The sequence below is a fragment of the Sorangium sp. So ce381 genome (assembly GCF_051473845.1).
GTDB classification, from domain to species: domain Bacteria; phylum Myxococcota_A; class Polyangia; order Polyangiales; family Polyangiaceae; genus Sorangium; species Sorangium atrum.
The window spans coordinates 6173537-6193217 of the sequence record NZ_CP150336.1; the positions used below are offsets into that span (position 1 = coordinate 6173537).

A 19681-nucleotide genomic window follows, 5' to 3' on the forward strand; every position below is an offset into this window, starting at 1 on the left:
TCGACGGCGCAGGCGGGCGCGATCGCTCGGCGACGCGGGGAAGCGCGCGGCGCTGCGCTCGGACCGCTGCGGTTGACGGCGCAGTGCGGCAGGCTAACGTCGGCGCGCGATGCTGAAGCTCAGGCGACTGCGGATCGAGAAGTTCCGGGGCGTGGCGCCGGGCACGGAGCTCCGGTTCTCGGACGGGCTCAACGTGCTGCTCGGCCAGAACGGGACCGGAAAGACGACGCTGCTCGAGCTGATCTCGATGGTGGTGAGGTCGGATTTCAGCAGCCTGGCTAGAGAAGAGTTCGCGGTGGAGTACGAGCTCGCGGTGCCGGGCAAAGCGACGGCGCTCGTTGCTGTCAGCAACAAAGAAGATACGAGCCTCCCAGAGACGAAGCCTCGCACCGCGTTCGGACTGACGGAGCACTGGCGCTCTGCTGCAGACATCACGATAGAGGAATCGTTATCGGGCCCCCGTCACCACGTTCGGTACGATAGCGATCTTGGACTCATCATCGGAGACGGACCCCCGACCGGGCGCGCTCGCGAGCTATCATGCCTGCAAGCGGGTTTCCTCTGGCTCTACATGCTGGAGGTAGCTGAACCCGTCGCGATATCCATACACCACGAGGTTCGGCGCGCGCGCACCGCGCGGCGATTCGACGAGTCACTGGAGCTATTCACGTGGCTCGTTGGTTCGGGCGATGCGCGCGGGATACTGCTCGTTCATCGAAACAAAACACTATTCGCCGAAGCCGAAGCCCGCGTCATTGGCGTGCCGCAAGCGCTCTCTAGGCGACTGGCGGAGAGGTACGAGCGGCCGAGGTCTGACTACACCTTCCAACACGCTGATCTCGCCTTCCTGACTACCATCAAGGAAACTATGAGGTTCGACGCCGCCGAGCTAAGGGTGGACGTGACCGAGCGGCAACAGTGGGGCGAAGATCACGAGATGGTGACGTTCGGGAATTTCGTGTTCCGGTTCTGGTGGGAGGGCGGCGAGTTCATCACCCACGCGCGCCTGAGCTACGGGCAGAAGCGCCTGCTCACCTTCTTCTACTATCTCGCCTGCAACGACGACATCGTCATCGCCGACGAGCTGGTGAACGGCTTGCACCACCAATGGATCACGGCGTGCGTCGATGCGATCGGAGAGCGCCAGGCGTTCTTGACGAGCCAGAACCCGCTCCTTCTCGACTACGTCCCCATCACCTCGCCCGAGCAGGTCCGCCATAGCTTCGTGCTCTGTCGCGGCGAGGGGCGCGGCGGCAGACCGGCCTGGACCTGGACGAACATGAGCGACGAGGACGCCGCGGAGTTCTTCGCCGCATACGAGGTCGGCGTCGAGCACGTGAGCGAGATCCTGCAGTCGCGAGGGCTGTGGTGAGCGACGAGGGGGCCCGCCTCGCGATCGTGATCCTCACGGAGGACAGCGGCGAGGACGGTCGCGCGACCGTCGAGGCGCTCGTCGGCCGGATGCTCGAGCTCGTCGTTCCCGGTTACGGGCGCCATCGGATCGACTTCCTTCCGAGCGAGCCGAAGGAGGAGGAGGCGATGCGCGGCAACGTCTGGAAGACCGACGGGAAGAACCCGCGCGAGCACGAGCGGCGCGTCCGGCTGCTCAGGTACATCGCGCGTAAGCTGTTATCGCCGAACACCTTCGTCGTTTTCCATCTCGACGGCGATCGGCCCTGGGCCGAGCGGAACACCAGCGAGAACCTCGACAAGTTCGATCGACGGGTCCTCACGCAGCTGCCGCAGGTCGCCGAGCGGGGTCGCGCGAACGCTCCTCGGACCAGGCTGCGAGCCAAGGACGACGCCGAGCCGCCTGCGCCCGTGCTGCAGATCGAGCGTCTCCTTCTCCTCTGCCCGTTCCGGAGCATCGAGGCATGGCTCTACCAGAACGTTCGGCGCGCGAGCGAGATCTGCCGCCGCGAGCACGGGGGCCGCCACGTCGGGGACATCGAGTCATGGGAGGGAAGGCGTGCGGAGCTCGACGAGCTGCCCGCGCCCGACCAAGCGCTGTGCCTGAAGAAGGCATACAACAGGGAGCTCGCATCCAACGGATTTCCCACACAGCTCGCCTACGACGTGAGGAAATCGTTCGCCGAGAGCGTGGATCGCATGGGCCGGTGCGGCGCGTTGCGCGCTGCGCTCGAGCGCACACGCGGCTGGGAATGATGCGGCCGCTGCACCAGCGGCGCTGATGAGGGCGAGGAGGACCTCGGGCGCACCGCGTCGCCGGCGCCACGGCCGCCAAGCTGCCACGCGCTTCCGCGAGCGCACGGCCGTGATACCCAGCCATCATGGGACAAGCCACGTTTCTCGCCCGGCGGCTCACGCCAAGCGGGTGCATCGTCGGAAGAAGAGCGAGCCCGACGTTCCCGTCTGATCCACCCCCTCCCCCACGTCAGCCGCCCCCGGAGAAGCCGTCCGAGCCATGCGGTCGCAAACGCCGTTGCCGTTTCGCGTCGCGCCGTCGAGCATGGCCGCATGCGAACAGCGCCTGCGCCGAACATCCCCGCGATCCCCGGCATGAACCCGGGTGTCTTCGTGATGGGCGGCGGAGGCGGAGGCGGCGGGTCCGGGGGGAAAGGCGGCGGAGGCTCGACGGGCGCGCGGGGAGCCGACGGGAGGGGCGGCGGCAGTGACGCGAACGGCGGCGGGAAGAGCGCGGGGTCGTGCGGCACCGGCTCGACCGACGGCGGCGGCTGCCCCAACCACCACGGGCCCGGTACGAGCGGCACGATGTCGCGCGGCGATCCGGTCGACGTCGTGACCGGCCGCGTGTTCACGCTGCCCGCAGTCGACCTCTTTCTTCCGAGCCCGCTGCCGCTCCGGATCGAGCGCACGTATTCCAGCACGTCGCGCGACCGTGACGTCGGCCTCGGACCGGGGTGGACCTTCTCGCTCGCGTGGCAGGTGATCGAGCGCCGGCGGTCGGTCCGCGTCATCACGTCCGACGGCGTGGAGCACGATTTCGGCAAGCTCGAACCGGCCGCCGGCGTGCTCGGCCCCCATGGCTGGCTCCTGCACCGAGAGGGCCTCGGGTTCCGGCTCGATCTACCGGACGGTCCGCGCCTCATTTTCGAGGTTCAGGTGCCGTCGGACGACGGCATGACCTACCGCCTCTCGGCGATCGCCGATCGCTGGGGCAACCGCATCGTCTTGGACCACGAGCAAGGCCATCTCGTTCAGGTGACCGACGCCACCGGACGGGTCGTACGCGTCGTCCGCGGGCGCGATGGCCATATTGCTGCTCTGGAGGCGAAGAACGCGCTCGAACAGGGGCGGTGGGTCCCGTTCGTCCGGTACTCGTACGACGCACACGGGCGGCTGACCGGCGCAGAAGACGCCGATGGCGAGCTCACGACGTACGCGTACGACGAGCGAAACCTGCTGACGTCCACCACGGGCCCGACGGGCCTCACCTTCTTCTTCCGCTACGACGCGGCGAGCCGATGCGTGGAGACCTGGGGAGAGGCTCCAGGCGCCACGGACATCAGCCTCGCGGAGGATGTCCCCGCGGTCCTTGCGGATCATGAGACGAAAGCGCGAGGGGTCCTCCACACGAAGTTCGAGTACGGGGATGACGGTTACTCCGAGGCCGTGGATTCGGTCGGACTGCACCGCTATTTCGGCAACGCGCACGGCCTCGTCGCCAAGGCGGTGACGCCGCTCGGCGTCTTCCTGCGCAGCTACGACGACCGCGGCTTCCTCACCTCGTTCACGGACGCGCTCGGGGCGACCACCACCTGGGAGCGCGACCTGTTCGGGCGTGAGACGAGGGTGGTCGATCCGCTCGGGCGCGTGACGACGATCCGCCGCGATCCGGCGGGCGAGATCCTCGAGGTCATCGGGCCTGACGGCGCCTCGACGCGCGTGCACCGCGCGGGCGACGAGCTGAGCTGGACCGACCCGCTCGGCGCAACGTGCATCGTGCGCTTCGACGCGCGAGGGCAGCCTGTCCGGGCGGAGTGGCCCGACGGCAGGACCATCGTCTTCGCGCGGGACGCGCACGGCAATGTGATCGAGCGCGTCGACGAGCTCGGGGCACGCACGCAGGCCGGGTACGACGCGTGGGGCCGGTGCGTCGAGATCCTCGACGCGCGCGGGGGGAGGACGGCGTTCACGTACTCGAACGCCGGCCGCCTGCTCTCCGTGCGTTCGCCTGACGGGGCCATCGAGCGGTATGCCCACGACGGCGCCGGCAACACCATTGCAATCACCGACGCCGAGGGTCGCACCACGCGCCTGTCCTATGGCGGCTTCCACAAGCTCTCGCGCATCGAGAAGCCGAACGGCGAGGTCGTGGAGCTCCGCTACAACCGCGAAGGGTGGCTCTCCTACGTCAAGAACGCCCGCGGCGAGATCTACCGCTTCACGCGGAATCCGGCGGGGCCCGTCGTGGAGGAGCACGCGTTCGACGGGCGCGTCACGCGCTACGGTCACGACGCGATGGGCCGCGTCGTGTGGTCGAGGAACGGCCTGGGCGAGCGCACGGAGTACGAGCGCGACGCCGCCGGGCGGCTCGTGCGGCGGGTGTTCGCCGACGGGACGGAGGAGTCGTTCGAGCACGACGAGAACGGAGACATCGTGGCTGCGGCGTGCCCTGCCGGGCTGTTCGTGTTCCAGCGCAATCCGAACGGCTGGATCGTGCGTGAAGAGCAGCACGTCGCGGGCGAGCGCGCCGACGTGCGGATCGACTACCGCCTCACGGGCGAGGTCGCCGGGCGCCGCACGTCGCTCGGGCACGCGGCGCAATGGACCCACGACTTCGCGCGCGGACAGGTGCAGCTCGCGCTCGACGGCGAGGTCGCCTCGGCGTCCCAGAACGACGTCCTCGGCCGCGAGGTCGCGCGCGTGCTCCCGGGCGGGACGAGGATCGAGGCCGCGTACGACGCGCTGGGGCGGCTTTCGGAGCGCAGGGTGATCGCGCGCGCGGCGGCGCCCGCGGTCGGACCAGGACAGCCCGCATGGGTCGGCCCGGTGCCGCCGGCCACCGTCCGCGCCGAGGCGTTCCGTTACACGAGCGACGGGCTCCTCGCGATGCGCTTGGACCAGCGCCGGGGCACCACGCAGTTCTCTTACGATCCGATCGGCCAGCTCGCGCGTGTCTTGCGGGAGGGCCGAGAGGAGGCCTCGTTCAGGTACGACGAGACAGGCAACGTGCACGACGTCACGCCCGGCGCGCCGGGGCGCCTGTACGGGCCGGGAGACCGGATCGAGCGCTGCGGCGCCGAGCGCTACGTCTGGGACGCCGAAGGGCGCCTCGTCGCGCGACGCGAGCGCCGCTCCTCAGGGGAAGAGGCGGTGACGCGCTACCGCTGGTCCGCCGCCGGCCGGCTCGACGCCGTGGAGCGGCCGGATGGGACGGTGGTCTCGTTCGAGTACGACCCCTTCGCTCGCCGGGTGGCGAAGCGGCTCTGGCGGCGCGAGGTGAACGGCAGGCGCACGCTCCTCGAGGCGACGCGCTTCGTGTGGGACGGCGGCGCGCTGGTCCACGAGATCAAGCACAGCGCAGCGGCCGGCGGCGCGCCCGTCGTCGAGGAGCGCACCTACGTCTTCGAGCAAGGCTCGACGATCCCGTTCGCGCACCGCGACGCGCGCACGGAGGGCGGCGTGCGCACGGTGTCGCCGTGGTGGCACTACGTGAACGACGACTCCGGCGCCCCGGAGGCGCTCATGGGCCCGGACGGCCGGCTCGGCTGCGAGCTCCTGCGCGCCCCGTGGGGCGCGGTCGCCGTGGCCGACGGCGCCTCGACGAGCACGCCCATCCGCTTCCGCGGCCAGTATGCCGACGAGGAGACCGGGCTGTTCTACAACCGCCATCGCTACTACGACCCGAAGCTGGGCCGGTACATCAGCCCCGACCCCATCGGCATCGAGGGCGGGCTCAACGCCTTCGCCTACGCCGCCAACTGCCCCACGTCCGCCGTCGACCCCGACGGGCTGATGTACTCCGTCATCAAGGACGCGAGGGGCAACGTCGTCGCCGAGGGGCACAACCTCAAACAAGGCGGAGGCGTCGGTGAACAGCATCCGGCGGTGCCGCTGCCCGATCGCACCTCCTGCGCAGAGATGACGGCGCTCACGAGCCTCGCTCGCAAGATGGGACCGAACACGAAGAAAGAGGACATCGCCAAGCTGTTCAACGAGGAGGGATACACCATCGAGACCTACGAAGGGACGAGAGATACCTACAAGCAGGGCGTCCGCTACGGTGCCAATCCCTGCCCAGCGTGCAAGAAGATGTTCAACGACATGGGCATCACAAAGGGCATCCTAGGACATGCGCCGAGAAAACCCGAGAAAATCAGGCCTTGGGACGGAGAAACGACCTACACACCCCTCTCCGAGCAGGTACTGCAGCAGGCGCAAAAGAGGAGACGATGAGAGATTCAATGCCTGACGGCCGAGAGCCTCCGGTGCATACGGCGGATCGACTGCGCGGGCCGGAGGGTGGGTACGCGCGGTCGCACGCTGGCCTGGCCGAGTTCTGGCGATGGCTTCAAGAGGACACCCTCGCCCGGTCCGCTTCCGAGCAAGACGCCGCTCTCCTCACGGCGCTCGACGGGTGGTTCGCGGACGGGCCGAGCTGTGCGCTCGTCGTCGGCGCAGATCAAACGAGGCGCACCGCGGCCCTCGCGCGATGGGCCCTCTCCATGGCGACGCGCAACAGCGCAGAGGTGATCTTTCTTCCGGTGAGCTCGTGCTTCGGAACCGCGGTGGAACGCGAAGCGCTCAAGGTGCTGTTCAGTCTGTTTCGAAGCTCGTGGTCAGCAGCATTCTCTCGACCACGCAGCCCCAATGAGCTCCGGTGGTCGATCGCCGGCGCATTGCGGTGGGACCTGGAGACGGAAGATCCTGTGTTGCTCGTGATCGTCGACGGCCTCGAGCGCGCGGCCGACTGGGAGCCTGAGAAGGGGGTACCGTTTCTGGACGAAGCCGGGTTCAGGGTGCGGTTCCTCGTGTCTGTGGGCGTGGAAGGTCCTCCCGCCCGGAGCTCAGACTGGCGTCAGCACCTCGAGTGGACCGAGGAGAGCTCCGCGGTGCTGCACGTGCCAGGGGACGCCACCGCCGCAGAAGCGGCGGTGCAGCAGGCGCGAGACACCCTGACCGGGAGCGGAGATGACGGGCGCGCGGCGGAGCGATGCCTCGACGCCCTGGCGACGGCGCTCGCGCCGGTATCGAAGGACGACCTGATCGCGGCGTTCGAGCTGTCCAGCGCGTCGATCGAGGCGCTCCACCGCGCGCCGCGTCCGGCGCGTGATCTCGTCGTCCACGCGGACGACGGGACCTATCGCTTCCGCGACGACGGGACGCGCACGCGCTGGGCTGCATCGGCAGACATCGCGTCGCTCGAAGACGGCATCGTCGCTCGGGGTCTGGCCAGCCTGCGCGCGGCCAGGGCCCTCGACAGCGGTGCGCTCACCTGGCCTGCTTACCTCGTCGAGTACCTGGGGGCCCACATGACGCGGCGAGCGCCCGCGCTGTCCGCCTTCATGGAGCTGGTCTCACCGGCGTGGCTCGCCACATGGATGGAAAGACCGGGAGGGCTCGTGGGGTTCGTCACGGACGCCCGCCGCGCGCGCACGGCTGCGGAAGATGCGCTGTTCAATGCGTCCACCGAACCGGAGCGTGCCGCGGCGTTGAACATCATCACGCGGTGCGCCGTCGTCGAGGGGGCGCTGTTCGCCAAGGAGGGAAGTCGACACGGACCGCGAGACTATCGCGCCCACCCCTATAAGGAGCCGAGCGTGGATCTCGCGAAGCCGACCGGCGCGGCGCGCGCGCGGGCGGTGGCGCTGGTCACGCTGGCAGGCACCCTCACCGGGGCCGAACGGGAGGCGGTGCAGGCGTGGGCGGACGAGGCGCGGGCCGCGCTCGATGAGGTCGGCGAGCTGGTGCCATGTCTGATCCCCTCCTTCGCCGGTATCCCGACAGAGGCCGATCCGGAGCTCACGCGCCAGCTGTGCGATGCCTCGCCCAACAAGGTCGGGTCTCTTCTCTCCGGTCCTTATCACGAGGCTGCCGCCGCATGTGCGGGGCTGGATCCGGAAGAAGCATTGCGCCTGGCGGACAGGACGGAGGGCGTCCTCCGGGTGACCGCGTTCGCGGCGATCGTGCCGCACCTGCCCGAAGCGCTCCGGGAACGCGCCGTGGCCGAGGTCATGGACGCCTACTGGAAGCACGGCGACAGCGACACGCTGCGCTCGGTGCTCGCCTGTGCGCCGTGGATGGCGCTGGACGACGCCGCGTGCGTGCTCTGCGCCGTGCTGGGGAATTGCTGGGAAGACGACTTCGAAAACCTCTTGATCGGCTGGGGCGGGCTCACGGATTTCGCGCCGCTGCTGCGCAGGCTGGGCGGCTCTGCGGCGATCGTCGGCGCTGCCTCTGCGATCGCGGAGGTGGGCCGCTGGCTGCCGTAGCGGCGCCTCGGGCCCAGGCCGTGTCGAGGCCGGCGCCGCGTCGCCGACGCCCGCCGGGTCACCGCCTCCGCGTCGCCGACGCCCCCCGGAAGCCCGTGCCGCGTCGCCGACGCCCGCCGGGTCACCGCGTCCGCGTCGCCGACGCCCGCCGGGTCACCGCCCCCGCGTCGCCGACGCCCGCCGGGTCGCCGCCGCGCTCCCGATCGCCGCCCCCGCATCGCCGCCGCCCACGTCGCAAAGCTGCCTCCCATGGCCGGAATCCTGCCCGCCTCTTTCGCGCCCGCGCGGCCGTGATACCCCCGCCATCATGGGAAAAGCCGCGTTTCTCGCCCGACGGCTGACGCCGAGCGGGTGCATCGTCGCAGGTACAAGGCTCGCCTCTCACCGAGAGGCGCTGAAATCGAAGAAGATCAAGCTCGCCCCCAAGGTCGACGCAGCGGTCCAGTCCGTCATCGCGCGCACCGAGGCCGTCGAGGCGCTCGGGAGCACCGACGCCACCATGACGGAGATCGATCGCGGCGCCGACCGGTGCATCTCCGCCTTCGGCGCCCAGCTCGACGGCGTCGAGCGCTCGTTCGACCACGACGACATCCTGCCGCTGAGCGATGACGAGGCCGCGCGCCGGGCCGACGCCGCGCTTGTGCGGTCGGAGGTGCTGTCGTCGGGTACGGGCTTCGTCAAGCTCGTGTACTCCCAGCAGTGGGTGCGCATGAGCGCGATGATCAAGGCGCTCGACGGCAAGGACGTGAAGGCCGCGGTGGAGCGCCTCGGACTCGCGGCCGAGGTCGATCGCCTCCGGCGCTGGACGGCGCTCTACGGCCAGAAGCTCGGCGTCACCGAGGCGAAGAGCGCGGACCCGGCGATCAAGGCGGTGGAGGCGTGGCACGAGGCCTACGGCACGCTCCTGGTCCAGGTCCACGCCGAGTACGACGACGACAAGGACGAGGCGCACGCGCTCCTCCGCGACCGCCTCCTGTCGCCTTACGAGGACGCGGCGGAAGAGGAGCGGCGCGCCGAGCGAGCCCGCGCCGCGAGCGCCAGCAGGAAGAAGAACGAGCCCTCCGTTCCCGCCTGATCGAGGCTCGTGAAACGATCCCACGGCGCCGACCGGGCGCGGGTCGCACGGCGGCGGCTTCCCCGGCGCGCCGCCGCACCAGGACTGATCACCGGGACGCTGGCGCCTTCGCGAGGACCTCGGCGTTCTCGACCCACGCCGCGAAGATGGGCAGCTTGCTGCGCCGGGCGAGGACGAGGACCAGGAACCGCATGGCGCAGCTGAAGCGTCGCGGGGGTGACATCAGGCCGAAGGAACGCGACGGCGAGGGTGCCTTTGCGCCCCCGTCGTCGAGGCGAAAGCGGATGACCTGCTCGAGAGGGCCCAGGCGAACGCGCCCGAGGGACGGACTCTCGAGCGCGCGGTCGGCGAGCTCGCTCGAGCGAGCGGCGCACGCGATGTCGATCACCGGCATGAACAGGCCCTCGTCGGCGGAGAAGCGCGCGCGCGGGTGCGCGTCGTCTTCCTGAAGAAGGGAGAGCGCGCGGTTGATCGTGCGCCCTAGCGTCGATCCGGCGGGCAACGTGGCCACGATGATCCTGACCTCGGGCTCGGCCGCGCGGAGCTCGACGACGAACTGGTTGTATGCGGCGTCGATCTCCTCGTCCGAGAGGCCCACGAGCTCGGCGTCCGTGGTGCGAGGGAAATGCACGAGCGCCTGCGTTGCCCGCGACTGCCAGACGGATTCGGGCTCGTCCGGGCTCGACCACACGCCGAAGCAGGGGACCTGAACGCCGTGATGAGATCGAGGGAACGGAGCGCGGGCCAGCGGAGGATCGAAGCGCGGGTGCATCGCGAAACCGCTCCACAGGGCGATCCTGTCCGGGTCCGCGCCGGACGGCGCGCCCAGGGGCCAGTCCACGCCGAAGAGGCGGCAGCTCTCCCGCTGGAGCGCCTCGGCCGAGCTCTCGGCGAGCGGCCCGGCCCAGGCGGCCCAGTACGCCGGGTCCAGGGTGGTCTCGTCGATCAAGCTCTCGCGCATGGCCTGCGCGAGGGGCGCCGCCGGCTCGCCGGTCCCAGCAGGCGCGATCTCGAGGGGAGCCCCTGCCAGCGAGGCGAGCCGCTGCCACGCGATCGCGCTCACGCCGGTCCACACGAGGCTCACGCCCGGCCGGTGCTCGACGTCGAGGCGAGGGCAGACGCGCACAGGCACGTGCGGCGCGTCGTGGTGGCAGACGGCGAAGGCGGTGGGCGGCATGGCGACAAGGGGAGTTTAATCGCGAACGCCTGCCTCGCGCCGAGCGAGCCCACGCCGCCGGCGCCAGGAAGAAGCACGAGCCCGACGTTCCTGCCCGGTCATCTCCCTCTCCCGCACGTCAGCCGCGCCCCCGGCGAGGCCGTCCGAGCCATGTAGCTTTCCCGGGCTACCGGACGGTGGGCTCGCGATTGCCGCGATTGCACACATTCGCGGGACCATGGGACCATCCTGTCACCATGGGAAAGGTCACCGCCCTCCACATGGACACCATCACCGAGAAGTCCGGTCACCAGATGACCGGGTTGGCGGTGAGCGTGTGTCTGACCCCGGCCGCGCCCAGCCCGTTGCCCATCCCCTACCCCACCATGGGCACGGTCTCGGAGGGGATCATCGACCCGTGCATGCGCACGAAGATCGAGGGCGCGAAGATCCTCACGGTCGGCGGCTGCATGAAGGCGTGTCACGGCAACGAGCCCGGCACGCTGAAGGAGGTGGTCAGCCTCAACACCGGCGGGCCTTGCTTCCCGTGGCTCGGCGCGCCGAACGTCATCATCGAGCTCGGCATGGCCGGCATCACCGGCAGCATGGGCCAGATGAACAAGAGCATCACCGTCGGCGCCGGCGCCAACGCGAGCGGCGCAGGCGGGGGCGGCGGCGGTGGCGGGGGCGGCGGCGGCGGCGCCGGGGGCCCGGGCGGCGGCAGCCCGCAAGGCGGCGGCAACGGCGGCGGGGGCGGCGGCGGGGGCAACGGCGGCGCCGGGCCGCCGAGCCCGCCTGCGCCGCCGGGCGCGGAGGGCCAGGCGGCCGCGGGCCACCCCATCGATGTCGTGACCGGGACGCTGTTCACGATCCCGTCAGCCGACTTCACGCTCACCGGGTTCCTCTGGGTCCAGTGGATCCGCACCTACAGCACCTCGGCCGTGCGCCACCGCTGCGGCCTCGGGTGGGGCTGGTCGCACGGCCTCGCCTGGCGCGCCGAGCGCAACGGCGATCGCCTCGTCCTCGTCGACGACCAGCAGCGCCGCACCGAGATGCGGCTGCCCGCGGCCGGTGAAACGCTGCTGCTCCCCCACGGCCGGAAGGTGCACCTCGACGGGGACGCGATCGTCGTCGATCTGGACGACGATCTCGCGCGGGTCCTCCGGCCCACCGCCGATCCGCGGGCGTACGCGCTCTCGGAGCTGCGCGACGCCTTCGGCAACAGGGCCACGATCGACTGGGATCAGGACGAGGTCGTGGCCATCACGGACTCGGTCGGCCGCCGCGCGGAGGTCTCCCGCGACGGGAACCTGCGCATCTGGTCCGTCGCGGTCGCCGACGAAGGCGGCAACGAGCATCGCCGGCGCCTCGTGACCTACGAGCTCGACGGGCGGGGCGACCTCGTCCGGGTCATCGACGTGGGCGGCGCGGAGACCCGGTTCAGCTACGACGACGAGCACTACCTGCGCTCGGAGACGCGCCCCGACGGCGTCGTCTTCCATTTCGTGTACCAGGACGTGGGCGGCGAGCGGCGCTGCGTCGAGACCTGGGGCGAGCTGCCCGGCGGCGACCTCCTCGCCGCGCTCGGCGCCCCCGAAGCGCACGTGGCCGGCGGCCCCCGCGGCATCTTCCACACGCGCGTCGCGTACGGGCCCGAGCCTCACCAGACGACGGTGACGGACGCGCTCGGCCACGTCCATCGCTACCAGGGCAACGCGCTGGGCCTCGTCGAGCGCTACGTCGACCCGCGCGGCTACGCCATGCTGTTCACGTACGACGGGGTCGGGCGCCTCATCGCCGTCACCGACGGCGCCGGGACCACGCAGCGGCGCCGCCACGATCTCGCCGGGCAGCTGATCTCCATCAGCGACGGCGGCGGCACGGTCCGGTACCAGACGGACGAAGAGCAACAGGGCGTCACCACCATCGCCCCGAACGGCCACCGCTCCACCGTGCGGCGCAGCCGGGGGCGCGTCGTCGAGATCGAGGACGCGCGCGGCAAGACGACGGCCGAGTACGACGCGCGCGGCAAGAACACGAAGATCACGTACCCGAGCGGCCTCGTCGACACGCTCGAGTACGACGCGCACGGCAACCTCGTCCGGTACGCGCAGGGGGAGCGCGTGTGGACCTACGTCTACGATCTCCTCGGCATGCCCGTGCGCATCCAGTCGCCCGGCGGCGCGGTGACGTCGCTCGAGGTCGACTCCTCGGGCAACATCGTCAGCGCCGTGGGGCCGAGCGGGCAGCGCACCGAGCGCGCCTTCGACGGGCTCGGGCTGTGCACGGCGACCTCGTACCCCGGCGGCGGCCGCGCGCAGTACCGCTACGTGGCCAGCGCGCTCGTCGAGCAGGTGCTGCCGGACGGCTCGCGCTGGACCATGGGCTACGACGCGCTCCTCCGGCTGAGCTGGATGCAGAACGCCGCGGGCGAGCGGCGCTCGTTCGAGTACGACGCCGCCGGCAACCTCGTCCGCGAGACGACGTTCACGGGGCTCCAGTACCGCTACGAGTACGACGGCGCGGACCGGCTCGTGTCGATCCTCCGCCCCGACGAGTCGATCGTGCGGCTCTCGCGCGACGGCGCGGGCAACGTCGTCGCGCGGGAGTACTCGTCGGGCCTCGTGGAGCGCTTCGAGTACGACGCCCTGGGGCGCGTCGCGCGCGCGACGAACGGCGCCTGCACGACGGAGCTCGCGTACGACGAGCGCGGCGCGATCCTGCGGGACACGCAGACGTGCGGCGGCTTCAAGTTCGTCACGAGCTACGACTACGACGAGGGCGGCCAGCTCGTGGCGCGCCGGTACTCGACCGGCTGGCGCGTGACGCTGGAGCACGACACGTACGGGCGGGTCGCTGCGATGGGCGTCGGCCATCCGGACGCCGCCGAGCGCTTCGTCTTCGAGCGCGACGAGCAGGACGGCGAGCGCGCCCGCCGGCGCGACGGCGGCGCCGGCGCCATCCTGACCCGGCGCAACGCCGAGGGCTTCCCCCTGGAGATCCAGGTGGAGGGCGCGCCGGGCGAGGTCGTCCGGTCCCGCGCCTACCGCTGGCACCCGACCGGGGCGCTGGCCTCCGTGATCGACAGCGAGCGCGGCGAGCGCCGCTACGAGCTCGACGCGCACGGGCGGCCCGTGGACGTGCGCGGGCTCGGCGCGACCGAGGCGTTCTCCTACTCGCCGCACGGCACGGCGATCGCGCGCGGCGAAGGATCGGTCGGCGCCGGCGGACGGCCGCGCGCGGCGGGCGACCAGGTCCTGACCTGGGATCGCCTTGGCCGGCTCTCGGGCCGGGACGCGCCCGATCCGCAGCGCACGTGGCGGTACGCCTTCGACGAGAACGATCGCCTGACCGAGGCCGTGCGCGGCGACGGGCTGAAGGTCCAGTACATCTACGACGCGCTCGGCCGCCGCGTGGCCGAGATCGTCGGCCAGGGGAGCACGTGGTTCGGCTGGGACGGCGACAGCATCGTCGAGGAGCGCGCCTCGGGCGGGCAGGTCACGCGCCGTGTCTTCGACGCGTCAGGTCACACGCCGCTGCTCGAGTCGCAGGGCGGCGCGGGCTTCCGCCTCGTGGCGACCGACGCCGCGGGGACGCCGTGGCTCACCCTCGACGCGGCCGGCGAGATCACCGAGATCGACCTGACCACCTGGGGCGAGGTCGCCCACGAGCGCGGCGAGCCGGGCGCGCTCCGCTTCGCCGGGCAGCGCGCCGACGAGCTCACCGGCCTGCACTACAACCGGTACCGCTACTACGCGCCCGACCTGCGCGTGTTCATCTCGCCGGATCCCATCGGCGTCTCGGGCTCGCTGCAGGAGATCGGCTTCGTCCCGAACCCGACGCTCTTCATCGACCCGCTCGGGCTGCTCACGATCATCACGGCCTCGAACGATCCCAAGCTCCACAACGCCTACTACTCGCAGTACGCGGCGAAGTACCCGGGCGCGACGATCCTCAAGCCGAACCAGGTCGTGCCTGGCAGCCTCAAGGGGGAGACCGATGTCGTCGTCGACACCCACGGCTGGCCGGGCAGCGTCGAGTGGGCGGGGAAGAAGATCTCGGGGGCGCAGCTCGCGGACAAGCTGAACGCCGCCGGGTTCAACGGGAAGATGCCCGGAGCGCGCGTCGAGGTCGTCACGTGCAACGGCGGGACGAAGCCGAACTTCATGGGCCGCAGCGTCGCCCAGGCGGTCGCGGACCGGACCGGAGCGACCACGTCCGGCGCGACAGCGAAGGGCGTCCCCGGCGTGGCCTCCGCCGGGGCGATGGGCAACGCGGGCGCCTCCGGCCTTGTCAGCGGAATGCCGACGGGACTCGGGTCCGGCAACGCCCCGGGTGGCCTGCACGTCAGCGGCGGCGGGCACCTGATCAAGGACATCAAGCCGCGCTGGTACACGTTCGGGCAGTGACGGGCGCCCTGCCGCTCAAGGTGCGTCGGGGGTTGCGCCCTCCAGCGCCTCCGGCGCCTCGATCCAGGCTGCGAGCCGCACCTCGTCCTGCGGCGACGCGCCCAGGACGACGACGAGGAACGGGCCGTTGCAGACGAAGGGGCGCTCGTACATATCGCCGCGCCCGAGGGTGATCGGCCCGGGCTCGCTCGGCGGGAGCGCGTCCCAGCCGAGGCGAAAGCGGACGGCATGGCGGGCGTCGCCGATCGAGGAACCATCCCCGCCAGCGAGCGGCTTGCCGATGAGCTCCTCCTGGACACGGATCGCGCACAGGTCGAGGGGGGGAATCCTTAGCGCGCAGTTCCGGTCGAACGGCTTCGCGCCGAACCATCGGCCGCGCCAGCTCCGCGACCTCCGCGCTGACGCGACGACCTCCGCGACAGCCGCCCCGAGCGTCTCAGGGCGCGGGCATCGCGCGATCACGACACGCTCATCGCCCTTGGCCTCGATCTCGATCATGAAATCATCCAGGTCCCGGTAGTGATGTATCCGGAGCTGCGCCGCGGCCCTGGACCACGTCACGTCGTCGACGTCCTTCCAGAGCCCGAAGACCGGCACGACACGCTCGCCGAAGAAGACCCCCTCACGCTGGCTGGCGAAGGGCGACACGAACGACGGGCGCACGAACGAGAACGCGTACGCTCCGAGGGCGTCGCCGGGCGCGCTCTCCGGCAGCGCGCCGTCCGAGATCGGGCCGAACCGGCGCGCGATCTCCTGCGCCACGTCCCGGAGCGCTTCATCTGCCCTGCCGACGCGCGTGACCAACCACGGCGCATCGACGGCGTTCGGCACGGCGACCGCCTTGCCCCCTCGCTCCTCCAGAGGGAAATCCGGGGAGAAGATCAGGTTCAGGCCTTCAGGGAGAGGAGAGGACAGCGACGGCACGAGTACGGTCGCAGGGCTCACCACGGGCATGGGGTCACCTCGTCCTGAGAACGCGTCATATCCATCGGCGATGCTCCCCGCTTTCGTGCACATCTCCGGAGCGCGCTGAGATGGACGCTCTATACCTGCGGCGCCACCGACGGCAAAGCTGACCTCGTGCCCGCCGCCGCGCGGCCGGAGCGCTCGGCGAACCGCGACCGCAGCGCCGGAGCGCTCGGCGAACCACGGCCGCACCGCCGCCCCGAAAACGCGCACGGCGAGGTGTTCCCGGTCCGGCGCGGGTAGTATACCGCTCTCCTCCTCTCTCATCGCCGCGCCCGCGACGATCGTGGACCAAGCCATGCCGCTGCCCGACTTCCTCCCTGCGCTGCTTCGTCCGGAGCTCGCCGAGCTCCACGCCTACACCCCGGTCGCAGGGCACTTCCCCGTGCGCCTCGACGCGAACGAGAGCCCGCCGTTGCTCTCGGCCGAGGCGCGGGCGGCCCTCGCGCGGGCTGCGGCGCCCGAGGACTGGGGCCGCTACCCCGACGCGCGCGCCCTCGATCTCCGCGAGGCCATCGCCGCCCACTGCGGCGCCGATCCCGACGAGATCGTGGCCGGCGTCGGCTCCGACGAGGTGATCTCGATCGTGCTCACCGCGCTCAGCCGCCCGCGGCAGGGCGCGGACGCGCCGAGCGTCGTCACGGTCAGCCCCACCTTCGTCATGTACAAGCTGAGCGCGCGCGCGCGCGGGATGCGCGTCGTCGAGGTCCCGCTCGACGCCGGCTGGGATCTCGACGTGGCGGGCCTCGCGCGCGCCGTCGATTTCGCGCGCCCCAACGTCGTCTTCATCGCCTCGCCGAACAACCCGACGGGCGCGCTCATGTCGGAGGACCGGCTCGAGGCGGTCGTCGCCGCGGCGAGGGACGCCCTCGTGATCGTCGACGAGGCGTACATCGACTTCGCCCCGCGCGACCAGCTCGCCCTCCTGCGCAAGCACCCGAACGTCGCCGTGCTGCGGACGCTCTCGAAGATCGGCCTCGCGTCGCTGCGGATCGGCTGGCTCATCGGCGCCCGGGAGCTCGTGGCCGAGCTCGACAAGGTCCGCCAGCCCTACAACCTGCCCACCCCGTCGCAGCGCGCGGCCGCCTTCGCCCTGCGAGAGCTCGGCGGCGAGCTCCGCCGCGCCGCCGCCGCCGTGAAGGCCGAGCGCGAGCGCCTCGCGGCCGGGCTCGCCGAGCTCGGCCTCGCGGTCGCGCCGAGCCACGCCAACTTCCTCTGGATCGGCACGCGCCGCCCTGCCGGCGAGGTCTTCGACGCGCTCGCCGCGCGCGGCGTCCTCGTGCGCAGCTTCCACGCGGCGGGCGGACGCCTCGCGCACCGGCTCCGCATCACCGTCGGCCTCCCGGAGGAGAACGATCGCCTCCTCGCCGAGATAGCCGCGTGCGCGTAGCCGTGCCGCCCTCCGCCGCGCGGCGCGCGCCGCGTGTGTTCCTCGCAGCGATCGCGTCGCTCGCGGCGCTCACGTCCATCGCCGGCTGCGGCGCGCCCCGGGTTGCGCGCTCGATCGACGGCCAGATCATCGAGGGTCGTTCCATCGCGGCGCAAGCCTATGCGCTGTACGCGATCGGCGCCGAGGCCGAGGCGCGCGGCGATCTCACGACGGCGCTGGAGGCGTACGAGCTGGCGGAGGACGGAGACCCCGACAGCGCGGACATCTGGACCCGTATCGGGTCCGTGCGCTGCCGGCTCGGGCGCGGGGAGGCGGCGGGCGCCGCCTTCGAGCGCGCCCGCGCGATCGAGCCCGACTACGAGCCGGCCTACCGCGAGCAGGCGCGCTGCGATCTCTCCGCGGGGCGGCTCGAGGCGGCGCTCGGGCGGATCGATCGGGCGATCTTGCTCGATCCGGATCGTGACGACGGCGCCCTGCTCCGGGCCGAGATCCTGCGGCGCCTGGGCCGAACGGGCGACGCGCGCCTCGCCTTGCGGGCGCTCGTGGTGCGGCGCCCGTGGTCGACGGAGGCGTGGCGCGCGCTGCACGCGGCGGCCGTCGAGGCGGGCGATCGCGCGGTGGCCGAGCAGGCTGTGCGTCGCCTGAGGGAGCTGGTTGCGCCGGGGGCAGCCGTCCCGGGGCGGCGGGTGTCGTCGGACGGGCAGCTGGCCGAGGTCGACGAGGCGCTCGTCCTGGGCCAGCTGCGCCGCGCCCGCCGCCTGGCGCGCGACGCGGATCTGACGCCCGCCGAGGTCGCGGTGCGCGCGGCCGCGCTGGGCCGCCTCGGCGAGGCCCGCGAGCAGGCCGAGCTCGTCTCGGCGGCCGATCCGGCGAGCGCCTCGGCGCTCGTGGCGCTCGCTGTGGCGGCCGATCTGAGCGGCGATCTCGACGCGCTGACCCGGGCCTGCGACGCCCTCGACCTGTCCACGGCGGCGGGCGGCCCCACGGTGGCCCCCTCGCGGCTCGCCCGTCTCCTCTTCGCCGAGCTGCTCTTCCGCCGCGTGGGCCGCGACGCCGCGCTCACCTGGCTCGGCCCGCCGCCCCCCGCGCTCGGCGCCCCGGACACGCTGTCGCAGGAGGTCGAGCGGCGCGTCCACCGAGAGCTCGCGAGCAGCGCGCCTTGATCGTGGCGGCGGGGGCGCGTGCCCCCGCCGTGTAACTAAGGCGAGGGCTTGGTGTGCGGCTTCTCGTTGTACTTCTTGAGGTCGAAGTTGAGCTCGAAATCGAGCGTGTTATCGCCCTCCTTGATCTCGATCTCCCTCTTCACGTCCTGATCGATGGCCGGCAGCAGGGCGGCGGTGAGCACCTTGCCCACGGGGATGTCCTTGATCTCGAACTTGCCGTCGAGCCCGGTCACGTCGTGTGTCGCGAACTTGAGCACGAAGACCTCGGCCTTGAGGAACGGCTTCGGCAGCTTGTCCACGAGGTGGTAGTAGCCTGGCTGCGGCGGGTAGAACTTCACCGGATCGCCCTGGGGCACGGCGACGAGGACCGCCATGAAGGGGGCTCCCTCGAGGTTCGGCATGTACGGCTCCAGGGGATCGAGGTTCGCGACCTCGAGCCGCTGTCCATAGGACATGACCACGGTCCGCTTCGAGAACGCGCACCCGTGGATGGTCACCTTCTCCGCCTCTTCGCGCTCCGGCACGTAGCCGCTGTAGTTGACGACGGTGACGAGCGCGTCGGCGACCCCGTTCTGCTGTCCCACGCGGAACAGCCGCCCGTAGGTCGCGGCGGCCTCGCCGCACTTGCCGATCGGAAAGCTGAGCCCTGTATCGGGCGGCGGGTCGCCCTTGATGGTGACGCGTCCTTTCAGCGTCCCCGTGGGCCCGCTGTACGGCGCCTGTCGCTTCGGGTTCATCACCTTCGCGACGTCCTCGGAGGTCAGCGAGATCTCGTGCGCCGCGCCCGCCCCGGCCTGCGCGCTCCCCGCAGCGCCGGCGCTCGCGCTCCCCGCCGCCGCCGCGGCCCCCGCGGCCGCCGGCGCTGCGCTCCCCGCGGCCACCGGCGCCGCGCTCCCCGCCGGTGTCGCGCTCCCTGCGGTCGCGCCGCCGCTCGCGTTCCCTCCCTGACACCCGAGCGCCCCGAGCAGCGCGACGCACGCCGCTCGCATTCTCTCATCGCCCGCTCTTCTCTGCAGCTTCTCGCCGGTTCGCATCGGCGCCGACTCTAGCAACTCGCGCGCCCCGCGCAGCACCGCGGTTTCACCGCCGAACGAACTGCGAGCGC

The 19681-nt window shown here is 71.5% G+C and carries 11 protein-coding genes; 8 read left to right on the forward strand and 3 right to left on the reverse strand.

Translation table 11 applies throughout. From position 1 onward, the window contains the following. Window positions 1–109 precede the first annotated feature (109 nt). The 5 genes from WMF29_RS22885 (at window position 110) to WMF29_RS22905 (ending at window position 9492) form a co-directional block, all read left to right on the forward strand. Window positions 110–1372 carry an AAA family ATPase gene (locus tag WMF29_RS22885; protein ID WP_437330872.1) on the forward strand — a complete coding sequence of 421 codons (1263 nt, stop codon included), beginning with the start codon at window positions 110–112 and terminating at the stop codon, window positions 1370–1372. Beyond that, window positions 1369–2166 carry a hypothetical protein gene (locus WMF29_RS22890; protein WP_437330873.1) on the forward strand — a complete coding sequence of 266 codons (798 nt, stop codon included), beginning with the start codon at window positions 1369–1371 and terminating at the stop codon, window positions 2164–2166. Before WMF29_RS22885 ends, WMF29_RS22890 begins: the two co-directional genes overlap by 4 nt. A 312-nt stretch (window positions 2167–2478) precedes the next feature. Next, complete coding sequence (locus tag WMF29_RS22895) at window positions 2479–6381, forward strand: RHS repeat-associated core domain-containing protein (protein ID WP_437330874.1); 3903 nt, start codon at window positions 2479–2481, stop codon at window positions 6379–6381. A 473-nt stretch (window positions 6382–6854) separates the two neighbouring features. Then, window positions 6855–8417, forward strand: a complete 1563-nt coding sequence (locus WMF29_RS22900) for a hypothetical protein (RefSeq protein WP_437330875.1) — start codon at window positions 6855–6857, stop codon at window positions 8415–8417. A 307-nt stretch (window positions 8418–8724) separates the two neighbouring features. Continuing rightward, entirely contained in the window at window positions 8725–9492 is a 768-nt protein-coding gene (locus WMF29_RS22905) for a phosphoenolpyruvate--protein phosphotransferase (RefSeq protein WP_437330876.1), read from the forward strand. 88 nt (window positions 9493–9580) lie between these two features. Here the strand turns inward: WMF29_RS22905 and WMF29_RS22910 are convergent, their stop codons facing one another. Then, window positions 9581–10669, reverse strand: a complete 1089-nt coding sequence (locus WMF29_RS22910) for a hypothetical protein (RefSeq protein ID WP_437330877.1) — start codon at window positions 10667–10669, stop codon at window positions 9581–9583. A 236-nt stretch (window positions 10670–10905) separates the two neighbouring features. Between WMF29_RS22910 and WMF29_RS22915 the strand changes: the two genes are divergently transcribed. Then, the gene (locus tag WMF29_RS22915) at window positions 10906–15057 is read left to right on the forward strand and encodes a PAAR-like domain-containing protein (RefSeq protein WP_437330878.1); all 4152 of its coding nucleotides are present in this window, start codon (window positions 10906–10908) and stop codon (window positions 15055–15057) included. 15 nt (window positions 15058–15072) lie between these two features. Here the strand turns inward: WMF29_RS22915 and WMF29_RS22920 are convergent, their stop codons facing one another. After that, window positions 15073–16011, reverse strand: coding sequence for a hypothetical protein (locus WMF29_RS22920; protein WP_437330879.1), 939 nt, complete (start codon window positions 16009–16011; stop codon window positions 15073–15075). Between the two features lie 310 nt (window positions 16012–16321). Between WMF29_RS22920 and hisC the strand changes: the two genes are divergently transcribed. Together hisC and WMF29_RS22930 are read left to right on the forward strand one after the other, a co-directional pair. Further along, window positions 16322–17413, forward strand: coding sequence for a histidinol-phosphate transaminase (hisC, locus tag WMF29_RS22925; RefSeq protein WP_437330880.1), 1092 nt, complete (start codon window positions 16322–16324; stop codon window positions 17411–17413). Continuing rightward, window positions 17404–18576, forward strand: a complete 1173-nt coding sequence (locus WMF29_RS22930; RefSeq protein ID WP_437330881.1) for a tetratricopeptide repeat protein — start codon at window positions 17404–17406, stop codon at window positions 18574–18576. The genes hisC and WMF29_RS22930 overlap by 10 nt, the downstream gene beginning before the upstream one ends. A gap of 35 nt (window positions 18577–18611) precedes the next feature. Here WMF29_RS22930 and WMF29_RS22935 read toward each other — a convergent pair whose 3' ends face one another. Continuing rightward, a complete protein-coding gene (locus tag WMF29_RS22935) occupies window positions 18612–19565 on the reverse strand; it encodes a hypothetical protein (RefSeq protein ID WP_437330882.1) in 954 nt (317 codons plus the stop codon). Window positions 19566–19681 lie beyond the last annotated feature (116 nt).

Excerpts from the sequence above, each read along its gene's own strand:
- WMF29_RS22885 (WP_437330872.1), top strand. The coding sequence starts at position 110 with ATGCTGAAGCTCAGGCGACTGCGGATCGAGAAGTTCCGGGGCGTGGCG.
- WMF29_RS22895 (WP_437330874.1), top strand. The coding sequence starts at position 2,479 with ATGCGAACAGCGCCTGCGCCGAACATCCCCGCGATCCCCGGCATGAAC.
- WMF29_RS22905 (WP_437330876.1), top strand. The coding sequence starts at position 8,725 with ATGGGAAAAGCCGCGTTTCTCGCCCGACGGCTGACGCCGAGCGGGTGC.
- WMF29_RS22910 (WP_437330877.1), bottom strand. The coding sequence starts at position 10,669 with ATGCCGCCCACCGCCTTCGCCGTCTGCCACCACGACGCGCCGCACGTG.
- WMF29_RS22915 (WP_437330878.1), top strand. The coding sequence starts at position 10,906 with ATGGGAAAGGTCACCGCCCTCCACATGGACACCATCACCGAGAAGTCC.
- WMF29_RS22920 (WP_437330879.1), bottom strand. The coding sequence starts at position 16,011 with ATGCCCGTGGTGAGCCCTGCGACCGTACTCGTGCCGTCGCTGTCCTCT.
- hisC (WP_437330880.1), top strand. The coding sequence starts at position 16,322 with ATGCCGCTGCCCGACTTCCTCCCTGCGCTGCTTCGTCCGGAGCTCGCC.
- WMF29_RS22935 (WP_437330882.1), bottom strand. The coding sequence starts at position 19,565 with ATGCGAGCGGCGTGCGTCGCGCTGCTCGGGGCGCTCGGGTGTCAGGGA.